Consider the following 24,923-nt stretch of genomic DNA (forward strand, 5'->3'; position numbering starts at 1 on the left):
ACAATGGGCGCGGAACGGAAGAAAGGGAAAAACGTGACTTCCCACCCGCCGTCCGGCCGCCCCTCGGTTCCCCCCTCAGGTCCGCCTTCGGGTCCCCTCTCGGGCCCGAGCAGCAGTCCAGGGGCCGCCGGTCCACCACCGCCCCCCGATCGACCGCACGACGGCTCGGGGGGCGGCTCGGGCGGTTCCGGTGGCCCGGGCGGCCCTGGCGGCCCCGGCGACGGAGGCGGCGGAGGGGGTACGAGCGGCGGTGCGGGCGGTGGTTCGGGCGGCCCCTGGTGGCGTTCCGTCCCCAAGGTCGCCTCGATCACCGCCATCCTGGTGGCCGCCATCGCCCTGGTCGTCGTCCTCACCCGCCCCGACGGCAACGGTGGCGACAGCGGTGCGGGCGGCGGCGAGGTGTTCCTGCAGAACGCCTCCGCGACCGGCCCCGACCCGTTCACCAAGTCCACGGCCCGCACCCCCACCGCCTCACCGACGGCCGCGCCGCTGCCCAGCGCGACACAGACGGCGGATGCCAACGCCGTGCGCACCTACAGCGGTTCCGCGGCCGGCCTCTACGGCGGCACGCGTAACGTGGCGAGCTGTGACGTCGAGCAGCAGGTCCGCTATCTGACCGACGAGCCGGCCAAGAACGCGGCCTTCGCCTCGGTCCAGAAGATCTCCGCCAACGAAGTCCCCCGGTACCTGCGCTCCCTGACCCCCCTTCAGCTACGCGTCGACACCCGCGTGACCAACCACGGCTACCGGGGCGGCGCCGCCACCCCGTACCAGGCGGTGCTCCAGGCCGGCACAGCGGTGCTGGTCGACGACCGAGGGGTGCCCCGGGTGCGCTGCGCCTGCGGCAATCCGCTGACGACTCCGGTCCCCCAGAAGGCACCGAAGACGACCGGTACCGCCTGGCCGGGCTATCAGCCGTCCCAGGTGGTCGTCGTGGCGCCCTCGGTGCAGGTCGTGGACGTCTTCGTCGTCTACGACCCCGAGGACGACGGCTATTTCGCCCGCAAGCCCGGCGACCACAAGGGGAAGCAGGACAAGCCGACCACAAGGCCGACGGCTCCCCCTTCACCGACCGTCACCGGCTCCCCTTCGACGTCCGAATCCACCCCGGCGACCTGCGTGACGCCGAGGGGTGGCGAGACCGGGAAGCCCTGCCCCTCGGACACCCCCACCACGACCGCACCGACCACCGAGGGGCCCGTCACGCCGCCGAAGTCGGATCCGGCGACGGACGGGACGACCACGGACGAGACAACGACCACGGAGGAGACCACGAACGGCCCGACCGACGGCACGACCGACGGGACGACCGGGTCGGCCTCGGCGGAGAACCCCGAGACCTCCGTCAGCAGCCCGGTCGCCCCCGGGTCGGAGACCGGCCTGTCCTCCGCACCGGCCCCGCAACCCGGGCCGGAGGTTCATCCGATCGCGTGACCGGCCGTTCCCGGCGGTCGAGGCCGGCCTCGCCGAGGCGTGACCGGCCGCACCGACCGCGACCCCGACCCCGTACCGGCGCCGTCCGGTACGGGGTCGTCGGCGCTGAACCGCAGCGCCCGCACCACTGCTTGCCGCAGTACGGGCCCCGGCACGGTCACGACGGCTCGCAGGCGTGGAGCCGGGTCGCGGCACGCCGTCCGGTCTCCCGGCGGCGGGTCATCGCCGCCCCGAGCCCGCGGATCCAGGCACCGATCGGCAGGGGCTCCGCCACCCGCTCCTCGGCCCGCCGCTGCCACGTCCTCTCGTCACGGTCGGTGAGGTGTCCGGACATCGCTCGTCTCTCCTCTCAGTTCCCCTCCGCCCCTTTCGGGGCGCGGTGACCAGGCCACTGAGCAGGAGTCTGTAGGCTTATTGGTCTGGACAGCAGAGCCAATGAGGAGTGATTGGCATGGCAGAGGCTCGAGTGGTCCGCACTGCGGACCGCACATTGACGGGCCGCCAGCTGGCGGCGCTGCTCACCCGGCCGCCGGAGGGCAGGTTCGGCTACCGGGAGCTGGCGCGCGCCATCCGGGAGACGCTTCTCGACGGACGGGTCGCGCTGCGGATGAGGCTGCCCGCCGAGCGGGAGCTGGCCACGGCACTGACAGTGAGTCGCACGACCGTCACCGGCGCCTACGACCTGCTGCGGGAGAGCGGGTACGCGCACAGCCGGCGGGGCGCGGGCACCTGGACGGCGCTCCCGGACAGTCAGGCGCCGATCAGCCTGACCACGCTCCACGGCCACTCCGACGCGGCGATCGACCTCGCGCTCGCCGCACCCGAGGCCCCGGTCGACGAACTCGCCGAAGCGCTCGCCGTGGCCTCGGCCGAGCTGCCGCGCTACGCACGCACCCAGGGGTATCACCCGTTCGGGCTACCGGAGCTGCGCGCTGCCATCGCCGACCGCTACACGCGGCGCGGGCTGCCCACCCGCCCGGAGCAGATCCTCGTCACGACCGGGGCCCAGCAGGCGGTGTCCCTCGCCCTGGCGCTGCTCGGCGGTCCCGGCGACCGGGCGCTCGCCGAGAACCCTTCGTACACCAACGCCCTGGACGCCATGCGCGGCCGGCGGCTGCGCATCACTCCCGTACCGGTCACGGAGTCCGGCTGGGACAGCGGGCTGATCGAGGCGGCGCTGCGCCAGACGGCGCCCCGACTCGCCTATCTCATCCCCGACTTCCACAATCCGACCGGACATCTGATGCCCGAGGCGCAGCGTCGTGAGGTGGCGCGTTCGGCACACGGCACCGGCACCTGGCTCGTCGTCGACGAGACGCTCGCCGACATCGCCCTGGACGTGCCGGCCCCGCGGCCCTTCGCGGCGGTCGCGGGGCCCGGACACGGCGAGCAGATCATCAGCGTCGGTTCGCTCAGCAAGGGCTGCTGGGGCGGGCTGCGGGTCGGCTGGGCCCGGGCGTCGGCGCGGGTGGTCACCGAGCTGGCGCGGGTCCGCATCACCGCCGATCTGGCGGGTTCGGTCCTCGACCAGCTGGTCGCCGCCGAGCTGATCGACCGTCTGGACACCATCCTGCCGCGCCGCGCGGGGGAGCTGCGCAGGCGCCGCGAGGCGCTGACGACGGCGCTGGCGCGCCATGTCCCGGAGTGGCACTGGACCCTGCCGACCGGCGGGCTGTGCCTATGGATCGATCTGGGCCGTCCGATCGCTTCCTCGCTGTCGGCACGGGCACTGCGGCACGGGGTACGGGTGGAGGGCGGATCCCGGTTCGGGGTGGATCCGGGCACGCACGAGCACAGGCTGCGCATCCCCTTCGCGCTCCCTGTCGACGTCTACGACACGGCGGCCGAGCGGCTTGCGGCGGCCTTGTCGGGCGCCCCGGCGCGGATCTCGGACCCGGACCTGCCGGACTGGGTGGCCTGAGGGGATCTGAGGAGACCCGGAAGGGGTCGGGGAGGCGGCCGGCGGGGCGGTGGAGGGCGGGGCGAAATCCGGATGCCCCGCCCCGCGGGGTCCGTGTACGGTCCACCGAGTGGAACCTCTCACCGACCAACAGATCCGCTCGTCGTTCGTGAACTGCACGAAGGGCGAGGCAAGCCGACTCAGACTGCCGCTCGACTTCGCCGAACTCCCGTGGCAGGACCTCGACTTCCTCGGCTGGGTCGACCCCGGCGCCCCGCTGCGCGCCCATCTCGTCGTCCCCCGTGAGGGCGGCGCGCTCGGCATCACGCTGCGGGTGCCCGCGACGAGCCGTACCAGCGCGGTCAAGTCCAGTCTCTGCCAGGTCTGTCTGACGGGGCACGCCTCCTCGGGCGTGACCCTGCTCGCGGCGCCGCTCGCCGGCACCCGGGGCCGTGAGGGGAACACGGTCGGCATCTACGTCTGCGCCGACCTGGCGTGTTCCCTCTACGTCCGCGGCAAGCGGCAGCCCAAGCTGAGAGCCGGGCGCCACGAGGAGTCGCTGACCGTCGAGGGGCGGATCGAGCGGATGACCGCGAACCTGGACGCCTTCCTGGGGAAGGTCACGGCAGGCTAGGTCGAGCGTCAAGAGTGGATCTTGGCGTGAAGCGATCTTGATCCGTGACGCGTGGAGAATCACGGACGGGCAGTGGGCGGTGCAGCAGCCGCTGTCGCCGAAGGATTGCACGGGTCGACAGGTTCGCCTGACCTGCGGCGGGAGCGCCTTGTGCACGTGTGCGGCCGAATCGCATCGGCCGCACACGTGTCGTGCGCACGGAGTCAGCCAGGGACGTGGACGGCGGCATTCGTGCCGAAGCGATCCGTCACGACCAGCCGGAAATGGGCGCACTGGGTGAAGTCCTCGTGATTGCAGCCGAGGGCGCATTCGATGAGGTCGAGGGACGCCTGCGCAGCCGCGATACGGGAGCGAAGCGCCTTGGCCTCTGCGCGCAGGATGTCCCGACGTTTCTCGGCATCGGTGGTAGCGGTCAGCGAGCGGATGCCCAGCGTGCGCGGGCGGAGGCCGACCGCCTCTTCCTGGCACTGCCGATGTTCGTGGCAGCGGCGACCAGACCGCGCTGAGGCATCGATCACCTGACCAGGCGGGGGCCGGCGCCGCGCGTCGAGGCCCGCCCCCGGCGCCGCGGATCAGCGGAAGGCCTGCTCGCCCGTGAGCGCCTTGCCGATGACCAGGGAGTGGACCTCGCTGGTGCCCTCGTAGGTGAGCACCGACTCCAGGTTGTTGGCGTGGCGCATCACCGGGTACTCCAGCGTGATGCCGTTCGCACCCAGGATCGTCCGGCACTCGCGGGCGATGGCGATGGCCTCTCGTACGTTGTTCAGCTTGCCCACACTCACCTGCTCCGGAGTGAGGGTCCCCGCGTCCTTGAGGCGTCCCAGGTGCAGTGCGAGCAGCATGCCCTTGCCGAGTTCCAGGGACATGTCCGCGAGCTTCGCCTGGGTCAGCTGGTAGGAGGCGAGGGGCCGTTCGAAGACGATGCGGTCGCCCGCGTACGAGATCGCCGTCTCCAGGCAGTCGCGAGCCGCTCCGAGGGCGCCGAAGACGATTCCGAACCGGGCCTCGTTCAGACAGCCGAGCGGCCCCGACAGGCCCCGCGCCTCCGGCAGCATCGCCTCCGCCGGCAGCCGTACGTCCTCCAGGACCAGTTCGCTGGTCACGCTCGCCCGCAGGGACAGCTTCTGCTTGATCTCCGGCGCGCTGAAACCGGGGGTGCCGGCGGGCACCAGGAAGCCACGAACGCCTTCGTCGGTGCGGGCCCAGACGACCGCGACATCGGCGACCGAGCCGTTCGTGATCCACATCTTGGTGCCGTTGAGCACCCAGTCGCCACCGTCCCGCTTGGCGCGGGTGCGCATGGATCCGGGATCCGACCCCGCGTCCGGCTCGGTGAGCCCGAAGCATCCGATGTACTCGCCGGCCGCCATCCCGGGCAGCCACTGCTGCTTCTGCTCCTCCGAGCCGTACTTCCAGATCGCGTACATGGCGAGCGAGCCCTGGACGGACACCAGGCTGCGCAGACCCGAGTCGACGGCCTCCAGCTCCAGGCAGGCCAGACCGTACGCGACGGCGTTGGTGCCGGCGCAGCCGTAGCCCTCCAGGTGCATGCCGAGCACACCGATACCGCCCAGCTTCCGGGCGAGTTCGCGGGCGGGGATGGCGCCCTGCTCGAACCATTCGGCCAGGTGCGGGCGCAGCTCGCGGTCCGCCATCGCGCGGACGGTCCGACGGATCTCCCGCTCCTCGTCCGTCAGCAGTCCGTCGATCGCGAACAGATCGAAGGGGTGGACGGGGGACGACTTCGACGCGTTCGACGACTGCGGCGACGGCTTCACGGACGGCCTCCAGGCGGGTGCGGCTACTCGGCGTGCCGAAGCGTAGCGGGAGATCGGATTTTGGATCCAGTATTGAATATCTGATCTCCGATCCGTACGTTCCCCCTGGATCCGGATGCCGGGCGGAGGAGAGCGATATGCACGCAGACCACCAGGGGGCGCCCGTTGCGGGCGCCCTGTCCGGGATCGTCGTCGCCGACTTCGGCCGGGTACTGGCGGGCCCGTACATGACGATGCTTCTGGCCGACCTCGGCGCCGACGTGATCAAGATCGAGCGGCCCGGCTCCGGGGACGACACGCGCGCGTGGGGTCCCCCCTTCGCCGACGACGAGGCCACGTACTTCCTCGGGGTGAACCGGAACAAGCGCTCCGTCGCCCTCGACCTGACCGACCCGGCGGACCGGGAGGCGGCACGGGCGATCGTCGACCGCGCCGACGTCCTGGTGGAGAACTTCCGCCCCGGCACGATGGAGAAGCTCGGCCTCGGGTACGAGGACGTACGGACATCGAACCCCGGGCTCGTCTACTGCTCAGTGACCGGCTTCGGCGCGGCCGAGGGCGCCCGTCTGCCCGGCTACGACCTTCTCGTCCAGGCCATGGGCGGGCTGATGAGCGTCACCGGCGAGCCCGGCGGGCAGGGCACGAAGGCGGGGGTGGCACTGGTCGACGTGATCACCGGGCTCCACGCGGGCCTCGGCGTCCTCGCCGCCCTGCGCCACCGGGAACGTACCGGAGAGGGCCAGCGTGTCGAGGTCTCGCTGCTCACCTCGCTGCTGTCCGCGCTCACCAACCAGTCGGCCGCGTACCTCGGCGCGGGGGTCGTTCCCCGCGCCATGGGCAACCGGCACCCCAGCATCGCCCCGTACGAGGTGTTCGAGGCGCAGGACCGGCCGCTCGTGCTCGCCGTGGGCAACGACCGCCAGTTCCGGACGCTCTGCGCACGGCTCGGGATCGCCGATCTCGCCGAGGACGCCCGGTTCGCCACCAACGCCGCTCGAGTCGCCCACCGCGAGGAGCTGCTCCGGGCCCTGGCGGGTCCGCTCGCCGAGCGGACCGCCGACAGCTGGTTCGAGGAGTTCACGGCGGCCGGCGTGCCCTGCGGGCCGATCAACGATCTCGCTGCCGCGTTCGACCTGGCGGAGCGTCTCGGCCTGGAACCCCGCGTCCCCGTCGAGGCGGCCGGCCCGGGCCAGGTCGTCAATCCGATCGCGTTCGGCACGACCCCGCCCGTCTACCGCGCCGCTCCCCCGCGCCTGGGTGAGCACACCGAGTCCCTCCTCACCGAGCTGGGACTTCTCCCCCGCAAGCCATAGGAAGATGTACGGATCCGGCGCCGCGGGACCGCGCGCCGGTCAGGGAAACGAAGAAGGGGGCACAGGCGATGAGCAGCGCGGTGCAGAAGCGGCGGCCGCCGACCGCCCAGCAGTTCGTCCTCGAGGAGCTGCGGCGCGCCATCACCACCGGCGAGCTGCGGCCCGGCGGCCAGATCCGCCAGGACGCGCTCGCCGCCCGGCTCGACGTCAGCCGGGTGCCGCTGCGCGAGGCCCTGAAGACCCTGGAGGCCGAGGGTCTCGTCGTGCACCACGTCCACCGGGGGTACTTCGTTGCCGAGTTGTCCCTCGCGGATCTGGAGGAGATCTACCGGATCCGGGAGCTGCTCGAGACGGAGGCGGTGCGGCTGGCCGTCGTCCGCGGCGAGGACGGACTGGTCGCCACGCTGGAGAGGATCCAGCGGGAGGTGGAACGGGCGGCCGACGAGGGGGACGTGACGGCGATGGCGGCGGCCAACCGCCGCTTCCACTTCACCCTGATCGAAGCGTCCGGAATGCCGCGCCTGGTCCGGCTCATCGGCACACTGTGGGACGCCACCGACGCCTACCGCTCGCTGTACTACACGGAGGTGCAGAACCGGGAGCTGGCCGTGCGCGAGCACCGGGCGGTCATCTCTGCGGTGCGCCACGGAGACGAGAGCGCCGCGGTGCGCGAGCTGAGCGATCACCGGGCGCACGCCGTGGCGGCTCTGCGGGAGGTCCTGGACCTGGAGTGAGACGGTGGCCCGGGGTGAGGCCGACTCGCCCGGGCAGACCGTGGTGGCCACCGGGCGGAAATCCGGATGACCGCTCCGTACCGTCCCTCTAGCCTCGACGTCATGGACCACGAACGCCTGTTGAACATCGTCGACGTCGAGGCGACCTGTTGGGAGGGGAAGCGACCGCCCGGAGCGGTGAGCGAGATCATCGAGATCGGTCTCACCGTCGTCGATCTGGACGCGGGCGAACGCATCGGCCGGCACCGCGTGCTGGTCAAGCCCGCGCGTTCGACGGTCAGTTCGTTCTGCACGGAGCTGACCGGTCTCACGCAGGCGGAGGTGGACACCGGTCTGGACTTCGCCGCCGCCTGCCGGCTGCTGGCCGTCGAGCACGCCGGCGGGGCCCGCCCGTGGGCCAGTTGGGGCGACTACGACCGCAATCAGTTCACGCACCAGTGCCGGGTGACGGGCACGGAGTACCCCTTCGGGCACCGTCACACCAATGCCAAGGCGGTCTTCACGGAGGCGAACGGCCTGGCCAGACGCCCTGGCATGGCCCGTGCGTTGGAGATCGCGGGGATCCCGCTGGAGGGCCGCCACCACCGGGGCGAGGACGACGCCTGGAACATCGCAGCCCTCGTTCTGCAGTTGAACGAGCGCGGCTCCTGGCCCGCCTGAACCGTTCAGAAGGTTGACAGGGCCATCACATCCTCACCATTCTGAGAGCGCTCTCAGCTTCCTCATGACCCCCACCCAGAGGAGCCCTCCCATGCCTTCCCGCCATCGACGCAGGCTTGCGCTGCTCGCACCGGTCACCGCCGCCGCCCTCATCGGCACCGCAGTGGCCGTCGCGGGGCCCTCCCCCACGGTCCAGGCGGCCGGCGCCGACCCCGCCGCCGCGCCGGCCGCCGTCCCCGCCACGATCCCCCTCACCTTCACGAACAACTCGCGCCGCGGCGAGCAGGTGTACGTGTACAACCTCGGCACCGAGCTCTCCACCGGCCGCCAGGGCTGGGCCGATGCGAACGGCACCTTCCACCCCTGGCCCGCCGGGGGATCCGTCCCCGTCCCCGCGCCCGACGCGTCCATCGCCGGCCCGGCGAACGGCGGGTCCATGACGATCCGTCTGCCGAAGTTCTCCGGACGGATCTACTTCAGCTACGGCCAGAAGCTCGTCTTCAAGCTCGCGACGGGCGGCCTCGTCCAGCCCGCCGTACAGAACCCGAGCGACCCCAACCGGAGCATCCTGTTCAACTGGTCCGAGTACACGCTCAACGACTCCGGACTCTGGATCAACAGCACCCAGGTCGACATGGTCTCGGCCCCGTACGCCGTCGGCGTCAAGCGTCCCGACGGGAGCGTCGCCACGACGGGCCGGCTCAAGCCCGGTGGCTACAAAGGCTTCTTCGACGCACTCAGGGGCCAACCCGGCGGCTGGGCGGGCCTCGTCCAGACCCGGAGCGACGGGACCGTCCTGCGGGCCCTCGCCCCCGGCCACGGCATCGAGGCCGGCGCACTCCCGGCCGGTGTCATGGACGACTACATCAACCGTGTCTGGACCAAGTACGCCGGCTCGACACTGACCGTGACCCCCTTCGCGAACCAGCCGTCGGTGAAGTACTACGGCCGGGTCTCCGGGAACGTCATGAACTTTACGAACAGCGCGGGGGCCGTCGTCACCTCCTTCCAGAAGCCCGACTCGGACAGCGTCTTCGGCTGCTACAAGCGGCTCGACGCCCCGAACGACCAGGTCCGGGGCCCCATCTCCCGTACCCTCTGCGCCGGATACAACCGCTCCACCCTGCTCACCAACCCCAACCAGCCGGACACCTCGTCCGCCGGCTTCTACCAGGACGCGGTGACCAACCACTACTCGCGCAAGATCCACGCGCAGATGACGGACGGCAAGGCGTACGGCTTCGCCTTCGACGACGTCGGCGCGCACGAGTCCCTGGTGCACGACGGCGACCCGCGACAGGCGTACGTGACACTCGACCCGTTCGACTGACGTCACGCCGTCCCGGGCTCCTGCGCCTGCTCCCGCTCCGCGTGAGGGATCATGGACGAAGGAGCCAAGAAGGGACGGAACCGACCATGCGGAACCGCAGTGTGGCCGACCTGATGACGCCGACCGCGGTGGCCGTGCAGCCGGGGACGTCGTTCAAGGAGATCGCGCGACTGCTCGACGAGTACGGCATCACCGCGGTGCCGGTGGTCGACGAGGACAATCGGCCGGTCGGTGTGGTGTCCGAGGCGGATCTGCTGCGTCGCCACACCGCCAAGGGCGGGCCGAGCACCGCGGGGGCGATGATGTCCAGCCCCGTGGTGGTGGCCCGCCCTTCCTGGACGGCGATCGAGGCGGCCCGGCTCATGGAGCGGCACCGGGTGAAGCGGCTGCCGGTGGTGGACGCCGGCGGGCAGCTCATCGGAGTGCTGAGCCGGAGCGATCTGCTCCAGCTGTTCCTGAGGCGCGACCGTGCCATCCAGGAGGAGATCCTGGAGGACGTGGTCATGCGGATCCTGGAGATCTCCCCCGCCGCGCTCCACATCGACGTCGACGAGGGTCGCGTGACGCTCAGCGGCACGCTGGAGCGCAAGAGCATCGCGCCGGTCCTCGTCCGGCTCTGCGAGAGCGTGGACGGCGTCGTGGAGGTCGTGGACCGGCTGTCCTACGAGGACGAGGACGACGATCAGGACAGGAGCGACCGCGATGCTCCGGTGGCCGAGGCCGGGAGCGAGGCGCCACGCCTTCCCTGACAGCGGAGCGGGCCCGTCGGCAGGACTCCGACGGGCCCGGTCCTGCGGCGGTCCCGCTAGGAGACCGCCTCGGGCCAGCCGTATCCGGGACCGGTGTGCTGGGGTACCGTCCCCGCGCCCACCGCCTCCATCTCACGGTTGGCCTCTCGCATCAGCTGGCCTGCCAGGTCCTTCATGGCCCGGCTGGCGGCGAGCTCGTCGCCGATGGCCGGAACATCCACGTCCGACGGGTTGCACCGTGCGCTGCCGTGGCCGGTGAGGGTCGACGTGCCAGTGTTCAGATGCGCCTCGGCCTTGGTCCTGCCGTCCTCTTCGACCAGTTCCAGGCCGACCGTCCACTCAAGGGTCCGTGTCATGGTCTGCCTCCTCGCACCGTCGGGACGCGTGAGACCGCCGTGCGTCCCTTCCTACTCCCAGGATCCATCCACGCGCGCGTGGGCGCGCGGCGACGGCCGCTCGATCACGTCAGCTCTTGATGCGAACGCGGTTCAGCGGCGCCGGGGAGATCGTCCTGTGGGCCCTGAGGTAGTCCACGAAGCTCTCGTGATCGGCACCGTTGCGGACCGGGGCGGTGTGGCCGGCGAAGGCGCTGTAGCCGTCGGCTCCGATGACCGTGTACGCGAGGGCGGCGACCCGGTAGGTGCGCGCGGGATCCAGCGGCCGGCCGTTGATCAGCACGTCGCGGGGTGAGACGCGGTCGCCGACCGGGCGCGCCGGATCGTACGTGTACGAGACGTTGCGGGAGACGGCGAGCGGGGCGTACTTCACCGACCCGTCGGCCTGCTTCTGCCACTGCTGCTCAAGGATCGCGTCCAGCTGACGTCCCTTCACTCCGACGGTGAGAACCGGGTTCCCGTAGCCGTAGACGTTCCAGGACTCACCGAACAGGACGCGGCCGTCCGCGTCGCCCGGGAGGTTCCCCTTGGCGTACGGCAGGTCGCCTCGGACGGCGCTGCTGCCCTTGGCGGGGCGCGCCGCGATCAGTGCAAGGTCGGCCTGCCCCTGACGGGTGCGGTTGGCGTTCCAGTACTGCACGTCGGCGTACAGGTCGGCTGCGGTGCTCTCCCCCGCGGCGTTGGGCGTACGGGTGAAGGAGCCGGTCTGCTTGGCGAGCGGTTCGGCGGAGCGCTGGGCTCCGCGCGCGGCCCAGTGGTCGACGATCTTCTGGACGTCGCGGTCCGGCGCCACGTCGCGCGTCACGGCGTGGTTGACGGACCGGGTGCGGTTCCTCAGGACCTCGCCCGTCCTCGGATCGAGGGCCAGGTTGATCTCGCTGATCAGTGCGCCGTGGTTGCCCGCTTCCACGACCGGGCGCGGCACGCCGGCCGGGTCGGGCACCATGCAGTTGAAGCGGGAGTGCCAATCCCCCGTGACGACCGCGTCGATCTCGGGGGTGACCTCCTTCGCCAGCTCGATCACCGGCCCGTAGGCGGAGTCGCACTCGTCGTAGCCGGAGGTCGCGGCGGACTTGGGCGAACCTCCTTCGTGCACGTTGAGGACGATGGCCTCGACTCCGCGGCGCTGGAGCTCCTCGGCGTAGCGATCGATCGTCCGTGCCTGGTCGAGTGCGCGCAGTTGCGGCTGGTAGGACGTCGAGCCCGTGACGGCGCCCTCCATCGTGGTGCTGATGAAACCGACCGGGACACGCTTGTCGGCGCCGGCGGGGAACCACTCGATGCGGTACGGATCCACCACCGGGCGACCGGTCTGCGCGGAGACGATGTTGCCGGACTGGAAGTCGAAGTCGGCACCGTGGAAGCGGCGTCCGGTGGAGTCCGTGAAGCAGCTGTCCACGCCGATCCTGCCGAAGCACCGGCCCTCTTCCATGTGCTCGACCAGGAAGTCCGGGGACACGTCCAGTTCGTGGTTGCCCACTGCCGAGAAGCGCAGCCCCAGCTTGTTGAGGACCTCGATGGTCGGTTCGTCCTGGAAGGCGTCCACCTCGAAGGGCCAGCCGGCGAAGCTGTCCCCGGTGGAGAAGAAGACGGAGTTGGGGTGGCCCGATCGCAACCGCTTGAGGTGGGTCGCGAGATAGGCGGCGCCGCCGACGGTGACCGAGGTGCCGCGGCCCGCGGGAATCGTTCCGCCCTGCCCGGCGGTGGGCGGCTGCAGATAGCCGTGGAAGTCGGTGATGCTGAGGAGTTGAACATCGACGGTGTCGTCTGCGGCGGCCGGTGAGACGGAGAGCGTGCCGCCGAGGAGGGCGGTGCCCGCGGCGATGACGCCGATCCGGCGAAGGACGTTTCTCAAGGCGATGACTCCTTCGGAGTGGGACGAGCACACTCATCTCAGTTCCGTCCGATGTCATGGCCATGAACGTCGTACTGCGCTCCAAGGCATGGGGAATGACCGCTTCAGCGAGGCGGGGTCCTGGGTGTGGAGGACGGGAACGCAGGTTGGCCGGAGGCCCAACTGCTGTGGTCTCAGGCCCCGAACCGGGTCTCGTCGACGGCTGGTGGTTCGTCCACGCGCGCGTGAGCACGCGGTGGCGGCAGGGACGAGAGAGCCGACTCCACGTCGTCGAGCGCGCGCCGGGCCGCGGTGATCCGGTCCCGCAGGCGCGCCGCGTGGACGGCCCCGTCGACCGCCCCTTCGGCCGCCTTGGCGTCGTCGCGCAGCGCCTCGGCCGCTTCGTCCTTCTCCGTCTCCGCCTTCTCGATCTCGCGGGCCTCCTCCAGCGAGTTGATGACGACGCCGATCAGCACGTTCACGAGGACGAAGGAGGCGATGAGGACGTACGACACGTAGTAGAGGAAGCTCCAGCGGGAGATCTGCAGGCCCGCGTGGACCGCGTCGCCGAGCCCGTCGAGCGTCATCAGGAGGAAGAGGGTGAGAACGGCCCGTCCGATGGATCCGAAGTGCTGGGGGTCGTGCCCGGCGAAGAAGAGCCAGCCGACCATCGCGTACACATAGAGCAGCAGCGCGCCGACCAGCAGGAAGCTGACGGTGCCGGGCAGGCTGCGGCCGACGGCGACCAGGACGATCCGGAGCTGGGGCAGGAACCGGGCGGCGCGCAGCACGCGGGCGAGCCGCAGCAGGCGCAGGACCGTGGAGTTCTCGCGCGCCGCGGGGACGAACGCGGTCAGGACCACGACGAGGTCGAAGACGTTCCAGGGGTCGCGGAAGAAGTCCCGTGGCCGGACCGCGTGGACACCGAAGCGCAGGAGCATCTCCGTCGTGAAGGCCGCCAGGAAGAGGTGCTCGACCAGTTGCAGCTCGGCGTGGAACCGGGCGGTGACGCCCGCGTACGTCTCCACCCCGAGCACCGCGGCGTTGCCGAGGATGAGGAGGAAGACCGCGGTGGCGAACCAGCGGGCCTCGGTGATCTCACGACACCGTTCCGCCACGCGGACCCGGTGGCTGCGGCCCGCCACGGCGGACTGATCGGACATGCCGACGCTCCTCGATTCGTTGAACCATGCTCATGAGTTCCAACGGCGAGGAGGCGTAACGGTTCTGGGTTCGGGGGCGGCACCCCCGTTCCGGGTCAGGGGGCGGTGAAGAGGCGGGGGAAGCGGGGCCCGAGCCAGGGCTTGCGTCCCCAGCTGAGCGCCCGGCCGGTGGCGATGACGCCCCAGGGATCGGTCCGTCCGAGGCCGAGCAACAGGAAGGCGACCGGCTCGGTGAGGATCGTGCAGTCCGGCCGTGCCGGCGGCTCGGCCGTGACCCGCACCGCGTTGTCGGCGACGGTCACTCCGAAACGGGCACCGCCCCACAGACGCACGGTGAAGCGGGCGGTGAGACCGTCCACGGCGGCGGGGTCGACGACCCGGGGCATGGCGGTGATCATGAACGGCAGCGTCAGCTCGACCCGGGCCCGGTCGAGCATATGGGGCCTGCCGAGGGCCAGCGCGAGGTCGTAGCCGTGACCCAGCATGTGGGTGAGCAGGTACGAGCCGAGCACGGCGGGTCCCATCGGGCCCAGCGGCGTGTCGAGCACCTGATCGGGGGAACGATCCTCGATCGCCGTGAGAAAGGCCTCCGCCTGGTCGGTGATCATCTCGGCAAGGGGCCGGGCCGCCCGCTCGTCGAAGGCGGCGAGGACCACTTCGTTGGCCGCGGCCAGGCTCTGCGGGGTCCCGTCGCCGTGGGTGCGCGGCTGTCCCGCGGCGATCGCCGCCATCAGCTCGTTGGCCTGCGCCAGGTGGGCGGCGGCCTCCCCGACGGTCCATGTGGAGCGGGGAACGGGCAGTCCGGTGTCGGTGGCCTCGCGCAGCACGCCGGCGATGTCCGCGGCGGTCTCGCGTATCGCCTCGCCGAGCCCTTCGGGCAGCACTCCCCGCGACCGACCGTCCGGCGCTCCCACCATGCTCGTCTCCCTCGGCTCAGGACTCCTTCGGCGGCGTGGCGCGCCGTTCGGCGACAAGGTACGCGATGCCCGGGAGCGTGAGCAGGGCGGTGCCCCACAAGGGCAGAGCGAACAGCGCCTCGTCCCCGGTCAGCCTGTCCGTGAGGAAGAGGACGGGAAGTCCGACGACGAGCGCCACGACCCAGCCCTTGCGGAAACCGAGGGAGCCTCGGCGAAGTTCCAGGAGGACGGTGACGAGGCCGATGCTCAGCCAGAAGGCCAGCCGCCCCATGGTGATGTCCACGACCGTCGTCCAGTGGATGAGGTGCGAGTACAGCAGCAGCATGCCGACGACGAACGGAATCAGTGCCGCCATCCTCAGCACGCGACGGTGCAGCGGCATCCGTGCCCTGGCCCAGGACGCGGCGAAGGCCTTGACGTCCCGGCCGACGACGTCCTGCGGGGTGCGGCCGGCCGCCGCGGCGTCCTCCAGGTGGGCGGTCAGCTCGGCGAGCATCTCGCGCACGGATGCGTCGTCGATGCCCCGGTACTCCCAATTGCTGCGGCAGACCGCGATCACGCGCTCGTTCGTCATGGTGTCGTTCCCCCCGTGGGTCGTTCGGTCTCGGTCGTCACGGTCGGCTGCTTCGTCCCGGCCGGCAACTGTGTCCCGGCCGCGCCGGCGAGAATCAGGTCCGCCTGTGTGGCGAACTCCCGCCACACCGCTCTCCCGTGGTCCAGTTCGGCCCGGCCTGCCTCGGACAGCCGGTAGTACTTGCGCGGCGCCCCGCCACTGGACGACGGGGCGCGGTAGGACTCGACCAGCCCCGCGCGCTCCATCCTGGCCAGCAGCGGGTAGATGCTGCCCTCACTCACGAGCTCGAGCCCGCTCTCGGTGAGCGCCTCCACGAACTCGTAGCCGTAACGGGGCCGTTCGGCGATGAGCGACAGCAGGCACAGGTCGAGCACGCCGCGCAGAAGCTGGCTGCGCCGTTGGTCACCGGCCGTCGACAGCTCCTTTGTCATGCGGTGCATGATAGTCACCGACTACCTTGCACCACAAGATATTCCGCGTCCGCTCAGGGGTCCGGGTCGCGTCGGGTCGCCCACTGGTCGTCCACCCGGATGACCCGACCATGGCCGGGAGCCGGCCGCCGAGTCCACCGGCACGCTCCACGGCGACGGCGTTCGGCGCATGATGGACCGTCAGGCTCCCGCTCCGGCCCGCCCTCCGTCTCCATGGCTGTTCGAACACCGCTAGGGTTTCCGCCAGTCATACGACAGACAGCTGAGCACCACGGGGGCGGGCACGTGCAGACGGGTACGGGGACGAGTTCGGAGACGTTCCAGCCGCTCGGGGACGACGATCCGCGCACCGTCGGGGCCTACCGCCTCGTCGCACGGCTCGGAGCCGGCGGCATGGGCCGTGTCTACCTCTCGTACACGCCCGGCGGGCGACCCGTCGCCGTGAAGGTCATCCGCCCCGAGCTGGCGGACGACCCCGACTTCCGCGAACGGTTCCGCCAGGAGGTCACCAACGCCCGTCGCGTACAGGGCGTGTGCACCGCCCCGGTCCTCGACAGCGACACCGAGGGCCCCACGCCCTGGCTGGCCACCGCCTATGTTCCCGGGCCCTCGCTCGCGGAGGCCGTCAAGCGGCACGGCCCGCTGCCCATGTCCACGGTGCTGTTGCTGACGGCGGGGGTCGCGGAGGCGCTCCAGGACATCCACCGGGCCGGGATCGTGCATCGCGACCTCAAGCCGTCGAACGTCCTGCTCGCCCTCGACGGGCCCCGTGTCATCGACTTCGGTGTGGCGCGCGCCGCGGACGCCACCGCCCTGACCCACAGCGGGTCCGCCATCGGAACGCCCGCCTTCATGGCACCCGAGCAGGCGCTCGGCGGGGAGATCACCGGGGCGGCGGACGTGTTCGCGCTCGGCCAGATCGCGGCGTTCGCCGCGACCGGCGTGGGCGCCTTCGGCGACGGACCCTCGCACGGAATCCTGTACCGCATCGTGCACGAGCAGCCCCAGCTCGGTGAACTTCCGGACAAGATAACCGAGTTGGTGTCCGGGTGCCTGCGCAAGGTGGCCTCCGAGCGGCTCACCCCGGCCGATGTCATCCGGCTGTGCGCGGCCGCCGACCCGGACGGCGGCCTACGACGCTCCGACAGCTGGCTCCCGGCATCGGTGGCGGGGCAGCTCGCCCAGCACGCCGTCCGCGAGCCGGAGCCGGGGCCGGAGCAACCGGAGCAGGGCCGACCGGAGCAGGCGCGAGCCGAGCAGGGACAGCCCGAGCAGGCGCGACCCGAGCAGGGACGGCCCGAGCAGGGACAGCCCGGGCAGGCGCGCCCGACTCCCGCCCCGGAAGACACGATGGCTCTGCGTCTCCCCCACCCGGGCGCTGCCCCGCGACCCGGCGTGGCTCCCCTGCCCACCCCGTCCGCCGTCCCGGGTGGCGAGACCGCCGGCGTCTTCGGACCGGCGTCCCCCGGTGTTCCGGCGCCCGGCTCCGCCGCGGGCCTCCCCGCCGGTGCGTTCGGCGGGCCGGCCGCCGCGGGTGTCTCGCCGTACGCCGCTCCGACCGGTCCCGGCCGCCTGGGCTCCGAGCCGCAACGTCGCACCAAGCGGCGGGGGCTGGTCACGGCCGGGGCGGTCGTCCTGACCGCCGCCACGGTCACCGGGGCGCTCTTCCTGTCAGGCGTCCTGCGCCCCGGCGAGCGCGCCGATGAGGCGAACGATCAGGTGGGGCATGGCTCGAGCCCGTCGGCGGAGCAGCGCCCGACCGGTACCGGCGGGCCGTCGGCACCGCCGTCGAAGAGCCCGGAGGCGTCCACGTCGGCGTCCCCTTCCCCGTCCGCCACCACCCGTACCGCCCCTCCCGCGTCCGCCGAGCCGACGGCGTCCCGGCCGCCGACCGCCTCGACCAAGCCGTCGGCCACCGCAGCCCCGCAGCCGCCCGCCACCACGTACGGCGGCATTCGTATGAGGACCAAGCAGGACCTGTATCTGGCCGACCGGCCCGTACGGGCCAAGGCCGACGCGGGCACCATCGACGAGGACCTCACGTACGCCGTGTACTCCTCCGGCGCCGTCGTGGCTCCCGGCTCCACCAGTCGGAGCCAGCTGACCCGGCTCGCGCCCCGCGCCGCGGGGACGCTGAACTCGTGTCTCGCACAGACCGGCAGCGAGAAGTACCTCTGGGTCAAGGACCTGGCCGTCGGCGACCGGCTGTGCCTGATCAGCGGTACCGGCCACGTCGGTCTCATCACCTTCCGGGGCACCGCGCCCTCGCCCGGCACGACGGACTACATCACGGTGGATGTGAAGGTCTGGCGCGACGCGGTGAATCCGGTGGGGGGCTGACCGGCGGCACCGTCGGCACCCTGCCGGACCGCACCCTCATACGATGCCCAGCCGGCCCACCAGCCGGCCGTGGGCGAGCGCCGTCCCGTCGGCGGGCCGGACCGTGGTCCAGGACGCCCCGACGGCAAGGACCGTGGCCGCGCTCGCGACGCCGAGGACGGCGCCCGCGGCCACATCGCCGGGATAGTGCACTCCGGTGTGGACGCGGGAGTAGCCGACGGCGCTCGCCAGTACGCCGAGCGGCACCGCGGCCACGGGCAGGACGACTCCGACGGCGGTGGCGAAAGCGACGGCCGAGGCGGTGTGTCCGGAGGGGAACGAGGCCGAGGCGGGCATGGGGACGTGGCGGCCGACGGCCACCCGGGCCGCCTCCCGGTCGGGGCGGCTCCGGCGGACCACACGCTTGCCGACCAGATTGGCCACGGCCGAGGCCACGGCGATCGCCCCGACCCCCGCGAGCGCCGCCCGCCGGGGGCGTCCGGGGACGACGGCGAGCGCGGCGGCGACTCCGAGCGAGATCTTGGAGTGGTCGGCCGCCGTGGACAGCTTTCGCAGCCCGGTGTCGAGCGTGGGGGTGGGCGTCGCGGCCACCGCCGCGTACACCGCTCCGTCGACGACGCGCAGGTCGTGGAGCGCGGCCGAGATGCTCCGCCGCAGGGCCCGTGGCCCGCGCCGCCCGGGCGTGCCGGCGGGGGCGCCGCCCCCCGCGGTCTCCTCCTCCCGTGCGGGCCTCACCGTGCACGCCCCAGGGCGAGTGCGGTGACCCACCGCCAGTTCAGGGGCGAGCTCGGTGCCACGGTCCCGGGCCGGTGGCGGGGGACGAGGACGCGCAGGGCACGCGGACGGACGGTGCAGACGACCGGCGTGGGCAGGGTCAGTGCCTCGCCGTCCACCGCGACGGGGACGGTCTCCGTTCCGGCTGCGACTTCCACCCGGCGCGCCGTCAGGAGGTTGAGTCCCTGCGAGCGCCGTCCCCGCACGGCGAGGTCGGCCGCATGGGCCACACCCTCCACACGGAGGCCGATCACACCGAGCTTCCCGCGGTCGAGCCGCGTCCGGAGGCCCGTGGCCATCAAGTCCGGTGCGGCATAGGGGTTGTTCGTCACCAGGATCGCCTGCTGTCCCGCGAGCTGTTTCTCACCGGCGGTCGCGTCGAGGCGCCGGCTGCTTTCCTGGAGCAGATCGGGCAGGAGATTGAGGATGGTCTCCGCCTTCGCATCGCGGTACTCGGGACGCTGCACGATGTCCGCGTACACCCCGAACGACACCGTGTTGACGAAGGGCCGCCCGCCGACGAACCCCAGGTCGATCCGGAGTTCCTCACCGTCGGTCAAGGCGTCCAGACACCGGGACGGGTCCGCCCGGTCGAGGCCGAGGTCCATGGCGAAGTGGTTGCGCGTACCGGCGGAGATCACCAGGAAGGGCAGATCGTGCTCGGCGGCCACCCCGGCGACGAGCGCCTGGGTGCCGTCACCGCCCGCCACCCCGAGCAGATCGGCTCCGCCTGCGACGGCCTCGCGGGCCAGCGCTTCCACGTCGGTCCCGCCCTGGGTGTCGAGGAGGTGCACCGTGGCGCCCATCTCCTCTGCGCGCTCCACGAGTCCGAAGCGGCCGACCTTTCCTCCCCCGGACTTCGGGTTCATGATCAGGACAGGCTTGCGGGGCAGCGGCCGGGTCTTGCCGCGCATCACGTAGGCCTTGCCCGTGGCGCGCATCGCGGCCCGCGCGCAGATCAGGGCCAGGCCGTACAGTGCGAGGGCGATGAGCGCGTTGCCCCAGACGCCCTTCTGGATGTAGTGGATCAGTACGCCGACCGGTGCGGCGACCGCGAGCAGCGCACCGAGCAGCCGGAGCGGTCCCCGGCCGGCGAGCAGCCACCACAGTCCGACGGCGGTGACGACGAAGCCGCCGAGCCCGGTCAGCAGGACGATCGGCCCGGCCTTGCCCAGCGCCAGGAAAAGCACGACGACCGCCGCTGTGATCGCGAGCAGCGCGCAACGTGCCAGGAGCCGGGCCGCTCCCCTGTGCCGTCCGGAACCACGCACCGGTACCACCTCCTGTCCCAGCCTCCCCCACTCGGCCCTGTCCGGCTCCCCGGACGGCGCCGTTAGGGAGACGTTATCCCGCGCCGAATTCCCAGTGTGACCCAGCGGCCCGACACGGGCTCCGCCCTTCAGCGGTGGACGATCGCCTGACGCGAGGGCGTAGGCGCGCGGCCGGTGGCGCTCCTGACGGGACATCAATCGGCCGACCGTTCCGCCTTGCTCCTCGCCCGGTCGGCGGCACGGTGCGCGTCCCTTGCCGCGCGGCCGGCTTCCTTCACAGCCTTCTCGGCCTCGGCCGCCGCGTCCTGGACTGCGCGTTTCTCCTCCTTGGCCTCCTTCAGCTGCCGCTCCAGCTCGGTGACGCTCTCGTCCGCCGCGGCGACATCGTGCAGCGCCGCACTGCGCTCTTCCTCGGCCGCGTGCAGCGCCTCGTCGCGGGCGCGGGCCTCCGTGGCGGCTGCCTCGGCCTCCGCCCGATCCCGCTCCCGCCGCTCGCGGCGTTCCGCGTCCGCCTCGCTCACCCGCTTGGCCGCGGTCTTCGAAGGCTTCGCGGCCTTCGAAGACTTCGCAGGCTTCGCGGGCTCCGGCCGGGGAGCTGTGGCCTCTGGAACGACCTCGCCGAAGCCGACCGGCACCTCGGGTGCCCTGACGAGCCGGCCCGTCGCCCACTGCTCGGCGATGCCGGGGTCGGCGAGGACGGCGTGGAAGATCTGCTCGACGTCGTGGAGGACCGCGTCGCTCACCGGCTGTCCGGCGTCCCGCGCCGGTCCGGCGGCCTCGCGGGCCAGCGCGGCAACCACCTTGTGCCGCTGCCCGCTCGCTTCCCGCATCTTCGCCGGGTCGAGCGTGCGGTGGGCCTCCCGGAGGGTCTCGCCGAGCGCGAGCAGGCGATCGACGTCCGCCGGCCGTGCCCGTACGAAGAGATTCGACACCCACGCCGCCGTCGTCGGCCGCCGCAGGCCCGAGACCGCCTTCGCGGCATCCGACTCGCCCGCCTTGCGCGCCTCGGCGACATACGCGTCGCGGGCGGCGGTGAACTCCTCGGGCAGCAGCCCGTACAACTCCTCGATGACCTGCTCGACGTCCACGCCTCCACTATCCGCCGGTCGGCGCCGTTTACGGCGTAGGACGTGCCCGCCCGGGCGGGCCCGCCACACCGACGCAGGCTTCATTGCCCTCGGGATCGGCGAGCACCCAGTGCGACGGCGCGTGGGCGTCGGTCACCAGTCGGCCACCGACCGCGAGCGCCGCCGCCATCCGCTTCTCGGCGAGGTCGTACGGCACCCAGACGTCGACGTGGACCCGGTTGCGCTGCGGGCGCGGTGCGTCCATCTGCTGGAAGTAGAACGGCGCCCCGCGGCGCTGCGGGTCGATCAGGTCCTCGGGGCTGTTGGCACGGTCCTCGTATCCGAGCAGGGCGCGCCAGAACGCCACGACCTCCGGTCCCGCGAGGGCGTCGACGGTGACCTGCACGGTCTGCACGGCGGACGGGTCGGAGGGTAGGCGCAACGTGCGGGCCACCACGGAGATCTGCCGCGCCAGCTCGACATCCCCCTCGGTCAGCCCGTAGTAGTCGCCCGCGATCGTGATCAGTCGCACGGTCACGCCCGCGAACCTCAGGTCGACGTCGGGGTGTCCGTCCGCGACTCCGTGCAGCTCGCTGATCGCGCGTACGAGCTCCGCACCCGCCGCGAGCGATCCCGTACGGAAGTACGCGCACGCCCCCTCGCCCAGCACGCGCCAGTCCTCGAGGCCCGCAGTCTCATGGAACTGCTGCGGCCTGATCCGCTCGGTCTTCGCCTCTCCATCGGTCATGCGCTCAACCTAGCGCGAGACACCGACAACGCCCGTCCCCCGCCCGGCACTTCCGGTGCTGATCCCCGGCACCGACTGCGGCCCGGAACACGCCCGCATGAACCGCGACGACGTGGGCGCACGCGCGAGTGTCGAGGGCGCGGGCTCCGGGGGATTCGTGCCCCGCCGCCGTCAGTCGGTGAGTGCCAGACGGACCGCGAATGCCGCGATGACCGTGCCCGTCACCCGGTCGAGGATCCTGCGGGCGCGCGGCTTGCGCAGCCAGGTGCCGAGGGCGGACGCGGAGGCGATCAGGACGGTCGACCAGATCATGCCGAGCGTGATGTGGACGGCCGTCAGCAGCACTCCCGTCGTGAAATGGGGAGCGCCTTCGGGGATGAACTGGGGCAGGACGGCTACGTAGAAGACGCCCACCTTGGGGTTGAGGAGGTTGGTCAGGGTCCCTTGGCGCCAGCCGCCGGAGAGGGTGTCGACCCCCGTGAGCTGCTGCTCCGGATCGATCTCCGCGCGCCGGCCGCGGAAGGTGTCGACGATCATGCGGCCGGCCATCCACAGCAGGTACGCGGCGCCGGCCCAGCGGAGGATCTCGTAGGCGAGGTGGGAGGCGGTCAGAAGCGCCGTCACCCCGAGCGAGGTCAGTGTGCCCCAGATGAGCGTGCCGGTCTGGATGCCCAGGACGACCCCCCAGGCACGGGTGCGGCGGCCGAGGGCGGCGGTACGCAGGACGAGGGCCGTGTCGAGGCCGGGGGTGAGTGTCAGGAGTCCGACGACGAGAGCGAAGGACCACAACGCGGTGCTCATTGCCATGGAAGATCACGATAGAGGGCGGCTGCGCGACCCCCTGCGGCGCGGTGGCCCGAAGGGGGGCGGTCGGTGACCGGTGAGTTCCCCTCCGAGCCGTGAGCGGTACTCGCCTCTGCCCCTCTGGAAGGCTGGGGGCATGACGTCAGGAACCGCCGAGGAGTTCACCTCCCACCGACCCAGGCTGTTCGGCCTGGCCTACCGCCTGCTCGGGTCCGCCGAAGAGGCGGAAGACGCCGTGCACGACGCGTATCTGCGGTGGAGCGGCGTGGATCGGGCAGCGATCGAGCACCCCGGTGCCTGGCTCGCCAAGGTCGTCACCAACCTCTGTGTCAACCGGCTCACTTCGGCCCGTGCACGACGTGAGCAGTACGTGGGGCCGTGGCTGCCGGAGCCGGTGTTCACGCGGGACGGCGCACTCGGCCCCATGGAGTCCGCCGAGCAGCGCGACGCCGTGTCGACGGCGCTCCTGCTGCTGCTGGAACGGCTCACCCCGACGGAGCGTGCGGTCTACGTCCTGCGTGAGGCGTTCGGCTACACCCATCGGGACATCGCCGGGGTGCTCGACCTGAGCGAGGCCAACTGCCGTCAGACGTACCGCCGGGCGGTCCAGCGCGTGGCGACGCCCGAGGCCCGCTTCGCGCCGGCGGTCCAGCGGCGGCAGGAGCTCGTCGATTCCTTCGTCAGGGCGGCGCGCGAGGGCGATCTGGCAGGGCTTGAGAAGCTGCTCGCCGAGGATGTCACCTGGTGGAGCGACGGCGGCGGCAAGGTCACCGCAGCCCGTCGGCCTCTGGTCGGACGGGACACGGTCATGCGCTTCCTGGCGGGCGTCCTGCCGCGTTTCCCGGACGGATCGGCGCTCATGGGTGCCGAGGTCAACGGTGCGCCTGCAGTGGTGGCGCACGTCGGGGACCTGCTCGTCGCCGTCGCCTCGTTCGAGCTGCGGGACGCCGCCGTCGTCCAGGTGCGAGTCGTGATGAACCCGGAGAAACTCATCTTCGCGGGGCGGCAGTTCACCGCCTCGTCCCCGACGGCGTGACCGGCGGGTGAGCACGGTCACACAGGAGGCTGTCACATACCCGGGGGCTCACCGGTTCTCAGCGGATGACGGGTGCCCCATCGGGGGGCGCCCGCTCAGCGAAGGGACGACACCCACGATGACCACCATCCTGGTGACCGGCGGCACCGGAACCCTCGGCCGGCTCGTCACCGAGCGGCTGCGCTCAGAGGGAGAGCACGAGGTGCGCGTACTCAGCCGCCGTTCCCGGCCGTACGCCGTGGACCTGCGCGAGGGCACGGGGCTCGCCGAGGCCGTGTCGGGCGTGGACACGATCGTGCACTGCGCGAGCTCGCCGCGTGGTGGCGACGAGCAGGCGGCACGCCATCTGATCGAGGCGGCACGCGGGGCGGGCGTGCGGCATCTGGTGTACATCTCGATCGTCGGCGTCGACCGGGTGCCACTCGGCTACTACCGGACCAAGCTCGCCGTCGAGCGGCTCATCGAGGAGTCGTGGCTCGGCTGGACCGTCCTGCGTACGACGCAGTTCCACGACCTGGTGCTGCGGGTCCTGGAGGGCTCGGCGACGCTGCCGGTCATGCTGCTCCCGGCGGGGGTCGCCGACCAGCCGATCGAGGTGTCGGAGGTCGCGGCCCGGCTGGCCGAGCTCGCCGCGGGGGCGCCCGCGGGGCGCGTGCCGGACATGGGCGGCCCCGAGGTCCACACGCTTTCGGAACTGGCCCGGTCCTATCTGCGCGCGAGCGGACGACGGCGCCCGCTCCTGAACGCCCGCCTGGTGGGGAGGGCGTACGGCGGGTTCCGCGCCGGCGGGCATCTGACACCGGAGCGGGCCGTGGGCACGGTCACGTTCGACCAGTTCCTGAAGGGGCGCTTCCCCTCGGCCTGACGACGGGCGGCCGGACCCATCCGCGCCGGAGCCGAGGTGTGCGGCGTGCGAGTGCTCCTGGTCGAGGAGGACGACGATCCACGGTTCGGGGTGGCCGCCGCCCTGTGTGCCGCAGGGTCGCGGTCGGCCTCCCAAGGCGGACGAGGCGCTGTTCGTCACCGCGTACGACTGC

At 71.9% G+C, this 24,923-nt stretch carries 25 protein-coding genes; 12 read left to right on the top strand and 13 right to left on the bottom strand.

Going from position 1 to position 24,923, the window contains the following annotated elements; genetic code table 11:
- Positions 1 to 33 precede the first annotated feature (33 nt).
- Positions 34 to 1,434, top strand: coding sequence for a DUF6777 domain-containing protein (locus tag ACFC0D_RS01665; protein ID WP_376430452.1), 1,401 nt, complete (start codon positions 34 to 36; stop codon positions 1,432 to 1,434).
- Between the two features lie 157 nt (positions 1,435 to 1,591).
- Here the strand turns inward: ACFC0D_RS01665 and ACFC0D_RS01670 are convergent, their stop codons facing one another.
- Positions 1,592 to 1,768, bottom strand: a complete 177-nt coding sequence (locus ACFC0D_RS01670; protein ID WP_376430453.1) for a hypothetical protein — start codon at positions 1,766 to 1,768, stop codon at positions 1,592 to 1,594.
- 117 nt (positions 1,769 to 1,885) lie between these two features.
- On the opposite strand from ACFC0D_RS01670, the gene ACFC0D_RS01675 reads away from it, so the two are divergent.
- The 3 genes from ACFC0D_RS01675 (at position 1,886) to ACFC0D_RS01685 (ending at position 4,474) form a co-directional block, all read left to right on the top strand.
- Entirely contained in the window at positions 1,886 to 3,355 is a 1,470-nt protein-coding gene (locus tag ACFC0D_RS01675; RefSeq protein WP_376430454.1) for a PLP-dependent aminotransferase family protein, read from the top strand.
- Positions 3,356 to 3,464: 109 nt separating this feature from the next.
- Positions 3,465 to 3,968 (top strand): FBP domain-containing protein, encoded by a 504-nt coding sequence (locus tag ACFC0D_RS01680; protein ID WP_376430455.1) that lies wholly within the window; start codon positions 3,465 to 3,467, stop codon positions 3,966 to 3,968.
- 215 nt (positions 3,969 to 4,183) lie between these two features.
- Entirely contained in the window at positions 4,184 to 4,474 is a 291-nt protein-coding gene (locus ACFC0D_RS01685; protein ID WP_376430456.1) for a hypothetical protein, read from the top strand.
- A 66-nt stretch (positions 4,475 to 4,540) separates the two neighbouring features.
- Here the strand turns inward: ACFC0D_RS01685 and ACFC0D_RS01690 are convergent, their stop codons facing one another.
- Positions 4,541 to 5,746, bottom strand: a complete 1,206-nt coding sequence (locus ACFC0D_RS01690) for an acyl-CoA dehydrogenase family protein (protein WP_376430457.1) — start codon at positions 5,744 to 5,746, stop codon at positions 4,541 to 4,543.
- A gap of 137 nt (positions 5,747 to 5,883) precedes the next feature.
- Here ACFC0D_RS01690 and ACFC0D_RS01695 point away from each other — a divergent pair, with 137 nt between their 5' ends.
- The 5 genes from ACFC0D_RS01695 (at position 5,884) to ACFC0D_RS01715 (ending at position 10,532) form a co-directional block, all read left to right on the top strand.
- On the top strand, positions 5,884 to 7,059 hold the full coding sequence (locus tag ACFC0D_RS01695; RefSeq protein WP_376430458.1) for a CaiB/BaiF CoA transferase family protein: 1,176 nt from the start codon (positions 5,884 to 5,886) through the stop codon (positions 7,057 to 7,059).
- 68 nt (positions 7,060 to 7,127) lie between these two features.
- On the top strand, positions 7,128 to 7,793 hold the full coding sequence (locus tag ACFC0D_RS01700) for a GntR family transcriptional regulator (protein ID WP_376430459.1): 666 nt from the start codon (positions 7,128 to 7,130) through the stop codon (positions 7,791 to 7,793).
- Positions 7,794 to 7,895: 102 nt separating this feature from the next.
- Positions 7,896 to 8,453, top strand: a complete 558-nt coding sequence (locus ACFC0D_RS01705; RefSeq protein ID WP_376430460.1) for an exonuclease domain-containing protein — start codon at positions 7,896 to 7,898, stop codon at positions 8,451 to 8,453.
- A 91-nt stretch (positions 8,454 to 8,544) separates the two neighbouring features.
- On the top strand, positions 8,545 to 9,783 hold the full coding sequence (locus ACFC0D_RS01710; RefSeq protein WP_376430461.1) for a glycoside hydrolase family 64 protein: 1,239 nt from the start codon (positions 8,545 to 8,547) through the stop codon (positions 9,781 to 9,783).
- A gap of 86 nt (positions 9,784 to 9,869) precedes the next feature.
- Complete coding sequence (locus tag ACFC0D_RS01715) at positions 9,870 to 10,532, top strand: CBS domain-containing protein (RefSeq protein ID WP_376430462.1); 663 nt, start codon at positions 9,870 to 9,872, stop codon at positions 10,530 to 10,532.
- A 56-nt stretch (positions 10,533 to 10,588) separates the two neighbouring features.
- Here the strand turns inward: ACFC0D_RS01715 and ACFC0D_RS01720 are convergent, their stop codons facing one another.
- From ACFC0D_RS01720 to ACFC0D_RS01745, 6 genes are all read right to left on the bottom strand, one after another.
- Positions 10,589 to 10,888, bottom strand: a complete 300-nt coding sequence (locus ACFC0D_RS01720) for a DUF1876 domain-containing protein (protein ID WP_362016706.1) — start codon at positions 10,886 to 10,888, stop codon at positions 10,589 to 10,591.
- 109 nt (positions 10,889 to 10,997) lie between these two features.
- Positions 10,998 to 12,782 (bottom strand): bifunctional metallophosphatase/5'-nucleotidase, encoded by a 1,785-nt coding sequence (locus ACFC0D_RS01725; RefSeq protein WP_376430463.1) that lies wholly within the window; start codon positions 12,780 to 12,782, stop codon positions 10,998 to 11,000.
- A gap of 173 nt (positions 12,783 to 12,955) precedes the next feature.
- Entirely contained in the window at positions 12,956 to 13,924 is a 969-nt protein-coding gene (locus tag ACFC0D_RS01730; RefSeq protein ID WP_376430464.1) for an ion transporter, read from the bottom strand.
- A gap of 95 nt (positions 13,925 to 14,019) precedes the next feature.
- Positions 14,020 to 14,841, bottom strand: coding sequence for a maleylpyruvate isomerase family mycothiol-dependent enzyme (locus ACFC0D_RS01735; protein WP_376430465.1), 822 nt, complete (start codon positions 14,839 to 14,841; stop codon positions 14,020 to 14,022).
- A gap of 16 nt (positions 14,842 to 14,857) precedes the next feature.
- Positions 14,858 to 15,415, bottom strand: coding sequence for a hypothetical protein (locus ACFC0D_RS01740; protein WP_376430466.1), 558 nt, complete (start codon positions 15,413 to 15,415; stop codon positions 14,858 to 14,860).
- Positions 15,412 to 15,846 carry a PadR family transcriptional regulator gene (locus tag ACFC0D_RS01745; protein ID WP_376430467.1) on the bottom strand — a complete coding sequence of 145 codons (435 nt, stop codon included), beginning with the start codon at positions 15,844 to 15,846 and terminating at the stop codon, positions 15,412 to 15,414. Before ACFC0D_RS01745 ends, ACFC0D_RS01740 begins: the two co-directional genes overlap by 4 nt.
- Positions 15,847 to 16,131: 285 nt before the next feature.
- Here ACFC0D_RS01745 and ACFC0D_RS01750 point away from each other — a divergent pair, with 285 nt between their 5' ends.
- The gene (locus ACFC0D_RS01750) at positions 16,132 to 18,186 is read left to right on the top strand and encodes a protein kinase (RefSeq protein WP_376430468.1); all 2,055 of its coding nucleotides are present in this window, start codon (positions 16,132 to 16,134) and stop codon (positions 18,184 to 18,186) included.
- Positions 18,187 to 18,222: 36 nt separating this feature from the next.
- On the opposite strand, the gene ACFC0D_RS01755 is transcribed toward ACFC0D_RS01750, so the two are convergent.
- From ACFC0D_RS01755 to ACFC0D_RS01775, 5 genes are all read right to left on the bottom strand, one after another.
- Positions 18,223 to 18,843, bottom strand: coding sequence for a phosphatase PAP2 family protein (locus tag ACFC0D_RS01755; protein WP_376430549.1), 621 nt, complete (start codon positions 18,841 to 18,843; stop codon positions 18,223 to 18,225).
- A gap of 74 nt (positions 18,844 to 18,917) precedes the next feature.
- Positions 18,918 to 20,231: a diacylglycerol/lipid kinase family protein gene (locus ACFC0D_RS01760; RefSeq protein WP_376430469.1), complete on the bottom strand. Its 1,314-nt coding sequence runs from the start codon at positions 20,229 to 20,231 to the stop codon at positions 18,918 to 18,920.
- Positions 20,232 to 20,425: 194 nt separating this feature from the next.
- A complete protein-coding gene (locus tag ACFC0D_RS01765) occupies positions 20,426 to 21,319 on the bottom strand; it encodes a hypothetical protein (protein WP_376430470.1) in 894 nt (297 codons plus the stop codon).
- A gap of 28 nt (positions 21,320 to 21,347) precedes the next feature.
- Positions 21,348 to 22,046 (bottom strand): VOC family protein, encoded by a 699-nt coding sequence (locus ACFC0D_RS01770; protein WP_376430471.1) that lies wholly within the window; start codon positions 22,044 to 22,046, stop codon positions 21,348 to 21,350.
- A gap of 171 nt (positions 22,047 to 22,217) precedes the next feature.
- On the bottom strand, positions 22,218 to 22,853 hold the full coding sequence (locus ACFC0D_RS01775) for a LysE family translocator (RefSeq protein WP_376430472.1): 636 nt from the start codon (positions 22,851 to 22,853) through the stop codon (positions 22,218 to 22,220).
- A gap of 133 nt (positions 22,854 to 22,986) precedes the next feature.
- On the opposite strand from ACFC0D_RS01775, the gene ACFC0D_RS01780 reads away from it, so the two are divergent.
- Together ACFC0D_RS01780 and ACFC0D_RS01785 are read left to right on the top strand one after the other, a co-directional pair.
- Positions 22,987 to 23,886 carry an RNA polymerase sigma-70 factor gene (locus tag ACFC0D_RS01780; RefSeq protein ID WP_376430473.1) on the top strand — a complete coding sequence of 300 codons (900 nt, stop codon included), beginning with the start codon at positions 22,987 to 22,989 and terminating at the stop codon, positions 23,884 to 23,886.
- A 118-nt stretch (positions 23,887 to 24,004) separates the two neighbouring features.
- Complete coding sequence (locus ACFC0D_RS01785; RefSeq protein ID WP_376430474.1) at positions 24,005 to 24,751, top strand: SDR family oxidoreductase; 747 nt, start codon at positions 24,005 to 24,007, stop codon at positions 24,749 to 24,751.
- Positions 24,752 to 24,923: the final 172 nt, after the last annotated feature.

Source organism: Streptomyces sp. NPDC056222 (assembly GCF_042264065.1).
In the GTDB taxonomy this organism is placed as follows: Bacteria; Actinomycetota; Actinomycetes; order Streptomycetales; family Streptomycetaceae; genus Streptomyces.

Bases quoted from the DNA above. Each gene is read 5' to 3' on its own strand.
- ACFC0D_RS01780 (WP_376430473.1), top strand. From the start codon at position 22,987: ATGACGTCAGGAACCGCCGAGGAGTTCACCTCCCACCGACCCAGGCTG.
- ACFC0D_RS01745 (WP_376430467.1), bottom strand. From the start codon at position 15,846: ATGACAAAGGAGCTGTCGACGGCCGGTGACCAACGGCGCAGCCAGCTT.
- ACFC0D_RS01730 (WP_376430464.1), bottom strand. From the start codon at position 13,924: ATGTCCGATCAGTCCGCCGTGGCGGGCCGCAGCCACCGGGTCCGCGTG.
- ACFC0D_RS01675 (WP_376430454.1), top strand. From the start codon at position 1,886: ATGGCAGAGGCTCGAGTGGTCCGCACTGCGGACCGCACATTGACGGGC.
- ACFC0D_RS01715 (WP_376430462.1), top strand. From the start codon at position 9,870: ATGCGGAACCGCAGTGTGGCCGACCTGATGACGCCGACCGCGGTGGCC.
- ACFC0D_RS01740 (WP_376430466.1), bottom strand. From the start codon at position 15,415: ATGACGAACGAGCGCGTGATCGCGGTCTGCCGCAGCAATTGGGAGTAC.
- ACFC0D_RS01720 (WP_362016706.1), bottom strand. From the start codon at position 10,888: ATGACACGGACCCTTGAGTGGACGGTCGGCCTGGAACTGGTCGAAGAG.
- ACFC0D_RS01710 (WP_376430461.1), top strand. From the start codon at position 8,545: ATGCCTTCCCGCCATCGACGCAGGCTTGCGCTGCTCGCACCGGTCACC.
- ACFC0D_RS01670 (WP_376430453.1), bottom strand. From the start codon at position 1,768: ATGTCCGGACACCTCACCGACCGTGACGAGAGGACGTGGCAGCGGCGG.
- ACFC0D_RS01770 (WP_376430471.1), bottom strand. From the start codon at position 22,046: ATGACCGATGGAGAGGCGAAGACCGAGCGGATCAGGCCGCAGCAGTTC.
- ACFC0D_RS01785 (WP_376430474.1), top strand. From the start codon at position 24,005: ATGACCACCATCCTGGTGACCGGCGGCACCGGAACCCTCGGCCGGCTC.
- ACFC0D_RS01735 (WP_376430465.1), bottom strand. From the start codon at position 14,841: ATGGTGGGAGCGCCGGACGGTCGGTCGCGGGGAGTGCTGCCCGAAGGG.
- ACFC0D_RS01705 (WP_376430460.1), top strand. From the start codon at position 7,896: ATGGACCACGAACGCCTGTTGAACATCGTCGACGTCGAGGCGACCTGT.
- ACFC0D_RS01700 (WP_376430459.1), top strand. From the start codon at position 7,128: ATGAGCAGCGCGGTGCAGAAGCGGCGGCCGCCGACCGCCCAGCAGTTC.
- ACFC0D_RS01695 (WP_376430458.1), top strand. From the start codon at position 5,884: ATGCACGCAGACCACCAGGGGGCGCCCGTTGCGGGCGCCCTGTCCGGG.
- ACFC0D_RS01775 (WP_376430472.1), bottom strand. From the start codon at position 22,853: ATGGCAATGAGCACCGCGTTGTGGTCCTTCGCTCTCGTCGTCGGACTC.